The 6,087-nt window shown below is 38.2% G+C and carries 6 protein-coding genes and 1 rRNA gene; 2 read left to right on the forward strand and 5 right to left on the reverse strand.

Translation table 11 applies throughout. From position 1 onward, the window contains the following. Window positions 1-68 precede the first annotated feature (68 nt). Window positions 69-1,220 carry an iron-containing alcohol dehydrogenase gene (locus tag BMX30_RS15120; protein WP_090747393.1) on the forward strand — a complete coding sequence of 384 codons (1,152 nt, stop codon included), beginning with the start codon at window positions 69-71 and terminating at the stop codon, window positions 1,218-1,220. A 161-nt stretch (window positions 1,221-1,381) separates the two neighbouring features. On the opposite strand, the gene BMX30_RS15125 is transcribed toward BMX30_RS15120, so the two are convergent. The 3 genes from BMX30_RS15125 to BMX30_RS15135 form a co-directional block, all read right to left on the reverse strand. After that, window positions 1,382-2,185, reverse strand: a complete 804-nt coding sequence (locus tag BMX30_RS15125; protein WP_090747399.1) for an alpha/beta fold hydrolase — start codon at window positions 2,183-2,185, stop codon at window positions 1,382-1,384. Between the two features lie 306 nt (window positions 2,186-2,491). Beyond that, the gene (locus BMX30_RS15130; RefSeq protein WP_090747402.1) at window positions 2,492-3,457 is read right to left on the reverse strand and encodes a bile acid:sodium symporter family protein; all 966 of its coding nucleotides are present in this window, start codon (window positions 3,455-3,457) and stop codon (window positions 2,492-2,494) included. 121 nt (window positions 3,458-3,578) lie between these two features. Further along, on the reverse strand, window positions 3,579-4,250 hold the full coding sequence (locus BMX30_RS15135) for a DUF3885 domain-containing protein (protein WP_090747405.1): 672 nt from the start codon (window positions 4,248-4,250) through the stop codon (window positions 3,579-3,581). A gap of 143 nt (window positions 4,251-4,393) precedes the next feature. Here BMX30_RS15135 and BMX30_RS23590 point away from each other — a divergent pair, with 143 nt between their 5' ends. Continuing rightward, entirely contained in the window at window positions 4,394-4,534 is a 141-nt protein-coding gene (locus BMX30_RS23590; RefSeq protein ID WP_170843903.1) for a hypothetical protein, read from the forward strand. Between the two features lie 152 nt (window positions 4,535-4,686). Here the strand turns inward: BMX30_RS23590 and BMX30_RS15140 are convergent, their stop codons facing one another. Beyond that, window positions 4,687-5,421, reverse strand: coding sequence for a polysaccharide deacetylase family protein (locus BMX30_RS15140; protein WP_090747408.1), 735 nt, complete (start codon window positions 5,419-5,421; stop codon window positions 4,687-4,689). 536 nt (window positions 5,422-5,957) lie between these two features. Continuing rightward, window positions 5,958-6,073 (reverse strand): 5S ribosomal RNA (rrf, locus tag BMX30_RS15150). Between the last annotated feature and the right edge of the window lie 14 nt (window positions 6,074-6,087).

Raw genomic sequence — 6,087 nt, forward strand, 5'->3', positions numbered from 1 at the left:
TAGATACATAGTGTTTCGAAATGATATGTTGAAAAACTCAAAGTATTAGTAGAAAGGAGCATCTGAAAATGAATCAAGTTTCAACCTTTAAGATTGCAAATAAACTGATTACCGGTAAGGGCGCAACAGAAAAACTACTTGAGGAGATACAACGGCTAAATATAAAAAATCCTTTGATCGTGACGGATAAAGTTTTAGAGGAAATTGGGGTTGTGGAACGATTATCTCAATTAATCAAGGGACTTCCGTTTGGTGTCTATACCGGGGTTAAGCCTGAGCCTGAAATAGCGATTGTTGAAGAATGCAAAGAAGTTTTTCTCTCAGGTGGTCATGATGGCTTTATTGCGCTAGGTGGTGGAAGTGCCATTGATATTGCAAAAGCTGTCTCTGGCTTCGCCGCTTTTGATGGAGCCATTGAAGAGTTATTTGGCACAGATTTAGTCCCGCAAAAGGGAGCCCCGATTATCGCCATTCCTACAACAGCAGGAACGGGATCAGAGGTAACAAATATTGCTATTCTTTCGGATACAAAAGCACAGTTGAAAAAGGGAATAGTCAGCGATTATCTTCTTCCTGACGTTGCCATTGTCTCACCGGAGATGACCATGACGATGCCAAAATCTGTGACCGCGGCAAGTGGCATAGATGCCCTCGTTCATGCGATTGAGGCCTATATTTCGGTGAATGCCTCTCCAATTACGGACGCATTAGCCATCGGTGCGATGAAAATGATATCAACTTACCTACCTAAGGCATACGCTAATCCTCAGCATCTTGAAGCGAGAGAGAATATGGCTACCGCAAGTTTAATGGCTGGAATGGCTTTTGGAAATGCCGGGGTTGCTGCTGTCCATGCCCTCGCCTATCCGCTTGGCGGACGTTACCACATCCCTCATGGTGTCAGCAATGCACTTCTGCTCCCATATGTCATGGAATGGAATAAAATTGCTTGTGCCGAAAGGTTCCGTGATATTGCAGAGGCGTTAGGGGAAAATACTCAAGGCTTATCAGATAATGATGCTTCAAGTGTAGCTGTTCGTGCGATGCGAAAACTATGTGAGGCTGTCAATATACCAAAAGGCCTACATAGTTTTAACATCCCCAAGGAAGACATTCGGTCAATGGCTGAGGATGCATCGCAGATTACTAGGCTTTTAAAGAATAACCCTAGAGTCTTTTCTACAGATGATATCGAGAAAATCTATCAATCGGCTTATTGATAATGATTGCAATGCCCTCGCTCTTTTTAAACACAAGAACCGAATATATATGCTTAATCCTTATTGTTGTGGCACCTACAATTATATGAACGTATAAAAAAAAACAGAGTCAAGGTAACTGACTCTGTTTTTTATATTTTGTTAACAACCCATATACACTTTTAGCCTTCAACAATCCTGGAATAGTTCATTTGGCCTTTAAGATACTCAATGGAGATTTCGTTAAAGCGTTGTGCCTGGTCAACGTTACAGACATGTCCACTATTTTCAAGAATGGTCAACTTCGCATTGTTACTTTCCTTGACTACTTCCTGAACAGGTAATAAAAACATATAGTCTTCATTTCCCATAATATATAAAGTTGGTATATTGACTGGAGTTTCCTCGAAATGAATCAATAACGGAGAAACATCCTTTGTCAATTTGAACCACTTAATAAACTCCTTTTGGCAAAGCTTTTTTGCTTGTTCAACAAAAAGCAATCGTGACTGACCATGGCGTTTTTTAGGCATTAAGCACCAAGCAAATAATCGATAAAGCCACATATAAGGAATGAACTTTTTTGTAAGGTTCCCTAAAAACATTAACGTTTTCACACGAGTATTCAACCGAATGACAGCTCCGCCTAAAATCATCGATTTAATTCTGTTTGGTTCAAACTTAGCAATATTTCGAATTAATATGGTTCCTAAAGATATCCCAATAAAATGAGCGGATTTTATCCTCAAATGATTCATTACTTCAAGAATATCAAAACTAACTTCGTCAAAAGAATAAGCTTGTTTCGCTGATGTCTTTTTACTTTTTGACTTTCCATGTCCCCTTAGATCCAGCAATAAAACATTAAAATGTTTTTTAAATTCTTTAATTTGCCTATACCAAATGGATGAACTTCCGCCCGCTCCATGGATAAAGACCGCCCAATCATGGCTTGGACTCAATTCATAGGTTTTGAAATGCAGCATTCGTACCTCCGAAACTTTCCATTATTTTAGAGAAAAAGGCTTTCACCAATTGGTAAAAGCCCTACTGCCTAAAAGTAAAGAGACTTCTACCAATTCTCGAAATTGATAAAGGTCTTGCTAACAACTCTAGTTGCCAACAAAGCCGAGAGCGAATGCTCCGTAATGACGACCTTGCTGTAAAAGCTACTCCCCTTTAGGAGAATATTTAATTTTGTATGAAAATATTATACAACAGATAATTAATGGTGTCTATCAGAGACTCATCGAGGAACACTCAATCGTTACCACTTAATTGCGTAATCCTGTTTACATGGAATGGCTCTTCGTCAGTATTTGTTTGTTAAAATGACGGTCAACTAAGTATCCATAAAGCGACGCCAACACTTGTTGAAAAAGCATCGCAATGACAACTGGAACGGCAACGGCTGGTGGAAAATAGGCCACGGCCAACACAGCACCCGCGCTAATGTTTCTCATCCCACCCGTAAAGGTTAAAGCAATTACAGTCTCTCTTTCCCCTTTAAACAATTTCGCAATCGCAAACGAAAATAAATAACCTGTAAATGCGATAAAAAATACCGTCACCGTTATCATCACTAATTTTAAATCAATATTACGCAAATAAGGAGCAACCGCTGCACCATTGATCATGACAACCATCCCTAGTCCTAATTTTGAAAATGGAGCGAGTCTAGGACTCCACTTTTCTTTCACTTTTCCATTCGTGTACTGGTTTAACAACATTCCTAAAATTGAAGGAAGCACCACCATCCAAAACAACCCACTCATGATACTAAAGACATCCATCTCAACACTACTACCTACCATTACAGATAAGGTGAACGGGACGATGAATGGAGAAAGAAAAGTATCAAGTAAGATGATTGAAAGCGTGAGCGGAATATTTCCTCGATAAATTGTCACCCAAATCAAGCTAGATATACCAGTAGGAATTGCCATCCCTAAAACCAGTCCTGTAATGGTTTCAACATCCCCGTTGAAAGTAACATGCCCTACCGTCCATGCCCATGCAGGCATTAAAATATGAAGAACGATGAGAATTATAAATAACGGTAAAGGGTGTTTCAAGCTATCCTTGAACGAAGAAAAGTTTGAACCCAAGCTCCCTGCAAAAGTAATAAAGGCAAAGACCCATGGAATTAAGAATGTAAAATCAATTAAGCTATCAGCAAATAAAACACCCAACACCACACTCGTTGGAGTGATTAGCGGCATAAACCTTTCCAATTGTTTATTTATATTCTGTAACAGTAGCTATCACTTCCCCTAAAATCTGAAACAACAATACGCTCTCGCGTAAAACTATAATATATTAATATACACTATTTTTGGTTAGATTTGGGGAAATCCATTTGAATTAGGAAAAAAATGGTCACTCATGTACCTCACCCTTGAATAAGTGGTCAATCTCTTTGCGGTCATATTCCTGGATCCAGTCATTGAAATCATGATAAAGTTTGTGAAGGGATTCCTGTGAGCTCGCTAATATATCACAACCCCGATCATCATATAAATGAAAAATTAGTTTTTTACTATTATTGATAAAATAGACATCATATCCCGCTTCCTGTTCGTTTTTTAAAATCGTGGATGGATGCGGAAAGTCCTCATAAATGATGGCCTTTAAAAGCTGGACATATCGTAGGTCTGTTTTACGACAGGGAATGATATAACGATGCGTAATTGAATTGCTTTCTTCTTCCCCCATCGTGCTGGACATGAGATAATGCCGAAGTTTGAGCAGAATCTGCCGATGTTTTATATATTTCAAATAGATATTTAATGGTTTTCTCTGGAGAAAGGTCTTATCCTTTTCAGTGTAAATATCTGTAACTAGTAAGATCTCATCCTGTTCCTCAAACACCTGATTGAATAGTGTTAGGGCACGATTGAGAGCTATTTGAAAGTACTCCTTTGTTTCGTAACTGACACTAGGAAGTGCAATTTCAAAGCGAAGACTGTTTTCCCAAGCATAAAATAAGCCGGGATTTAATGATAATCCCGGAAAGTTCTCTTCTAGAAAGCTATCTACTACTCTTTTCATTTGGATTCCCCTTATTATTGGAAGGTTTATTATAGTTATTATTCCGATTGAAGAAACATCATTCCAGCAGTCTAAGAATGCCGGATGTCCCAGTGTATATTTTCTTAAACTTCTTCAAATCTTAATCAATGGAGGTGATTAGCTTGGCAAAAGATGAACAATCTGCTGAAAAACAAGCTTTAACTCAGAAGGAAAAGCAAGGAAGAACAATTCATTTAAAGGAAGCTCCAGACCCACGTGGAAGAAACGGGAGACAAATTGATTCGGATGTAGAAGATATCTAAATCTAATAATGCTGCGAAGCTAATGGTCCTTTTATCTTGCCAAATAGTCAATGTTTTAGTAGCTTTCTGATATCCCCTCTTTCGTAACCTTAAATAACTGGAAGAGAATCAGCTGAAAGAAACTGATTCTCTTTTTGTGGTTGAACGAGTATTTACTCCCCCTCAACCAATGAAGCAAACTCATCTAAGCTTGTCGAATATTTAATATATATTCTAGGTAAAAGGTAAAGTTCATCTTTTAAACCTTTTTTTATAAACTGTCCCGGTGTGGTTGTCAGCCCAAACTCATAGTACTTTTTTGTTTCCTCTATGACCTGGTTAGAGAAATTTCCATACGGATAGGATAAGGCAATGACGGGCCTACTCGTTATCTGCTCGATTTTTTCCTTTGATTTCTTTAATTCATAATCGTAATTTGTTATTTTCGTTAAGTCCGGATGGGTAGCAGTATGAGACTGTATAGAAAAATAACCAGAATTGGCCAACTCCCTCAAGTCCTCCGGTGAAAGTCTATTTGACCGTCCAACAAAATCCGATATTACAAAAATAGTCCCCGTAGGTTTAAATTGGCTATTCTCTAGTTTTTGAAAGGTTGAGTATGCATTTAAATTATTTTTATAGCCATCATCAAACGTAATTAAAATGGGTTTATCCACATTCTCGATTTCATTCCAACGTTCGAAGGTTAGCAGAGTATAGCCATGGTCTTTTAAATAGGTCATTTGTTGCTCAAAGTTTTTAGGTGTTACAAACAACTCTTTGGAGCCTTGACCAGTATACTCATCAATCGAATGATAAATTAATATCGGAATAGATTGTTGGGCTTGTGTAGACGTCGGGGAAAAGAAGAAAAGACTACAGGCGATGACTAGAAGAAAAGTTCTCATAAAATTCCTCGCTTTTGTTTATATTTCGTGCTGCTACATAGAGTCATGTCCCTTATAGTATTGCATTATCTAATGAGTTATATTAAAAACTGGCGGAGCTCTTGGACTAGTTATGGTAATGCTTTAACCATGATTTTATTTAACATAAATTAATACCATTTAAAAGATATTAGATATGACAAATAGGAGAGGAGCTACAGCTCCTCTCCTATTTGTAACAGTCCTATTAGGACTGCTTTTCGTGTGCTATCTCCTTGATGAGAAGCATGTTGTTTTTCTTGATGTATGGGTATATATAGTATGGCAAAAGGATAGTGATCTTATTCATCCTTACAAGCATAAATTTATTTATTCCATTATGCTAAACGTTGCTGTTATTTCGGCATAGTCCCTTTCCGGGCTTACAACACTTGATGCCTCCAACCTTCTTGGACCTGACAACCATCGGGTTTCTGCACTTTACTTCGTTTACTTTAGTAATTTGTCCTGACGAACATAAAACAAAAAAACAACCAAATGTTTGGTTGTTTTAAAGTGCCTGGCAACGTCCTACTCTCACAGGGGGAAACCCCCAACTACCATCGGCGCTGAGAAGCTTAACTTCCGTGTTCGGCATGGGAACGGGTGTGACCATCTCGCTATCGCCACCAGACTATTTAATTAAGG

The sequence above is a fragment of the Mesobacillus persicus genome (assembly GCF_900109925.1).
Taxonomy (GTDB): Bacteria; Bacillota; Bacilli; order Bacillales; family Cytobacillaceae; genus Mesobacillus_B; species Mesobacillus_B persicus.

What these genes read in the sequence shown, in the direction of transcription:
- BMX30_RS15120 (WP_090747393.1), top strand. Translation starts at nt 69, where the DNA reads ATGAATCAAGTTTCAACCTTTAAGATTGCAAATAAACTGATTACCGGT.
- BMX30_RS15125 (WP_090747399.1), bottom strand. Translation starts at nt 2,185, where the DNA reads ATGCTGCATTTCAAAACCTATGAATTGAGTCCAAGCCATGATTGGGCG.
- BMX30_RS15135 (WP_090747405.1), bottom strand. Translation starts at nt 4,250, where the DNA reads ATGAAAAGAGTAGTAGATAGCTTTCTAGAAGAGAACTTTCCGGGATTA.
- BMX30_RS15140 (WP_090747408.1), bottom strand. Translation starts at nt 5,421, where the DNA reads ATGAGAACTTTTCTTCTAGTCATCGCCTGTAGTCTTTTCTTCTTTTCC.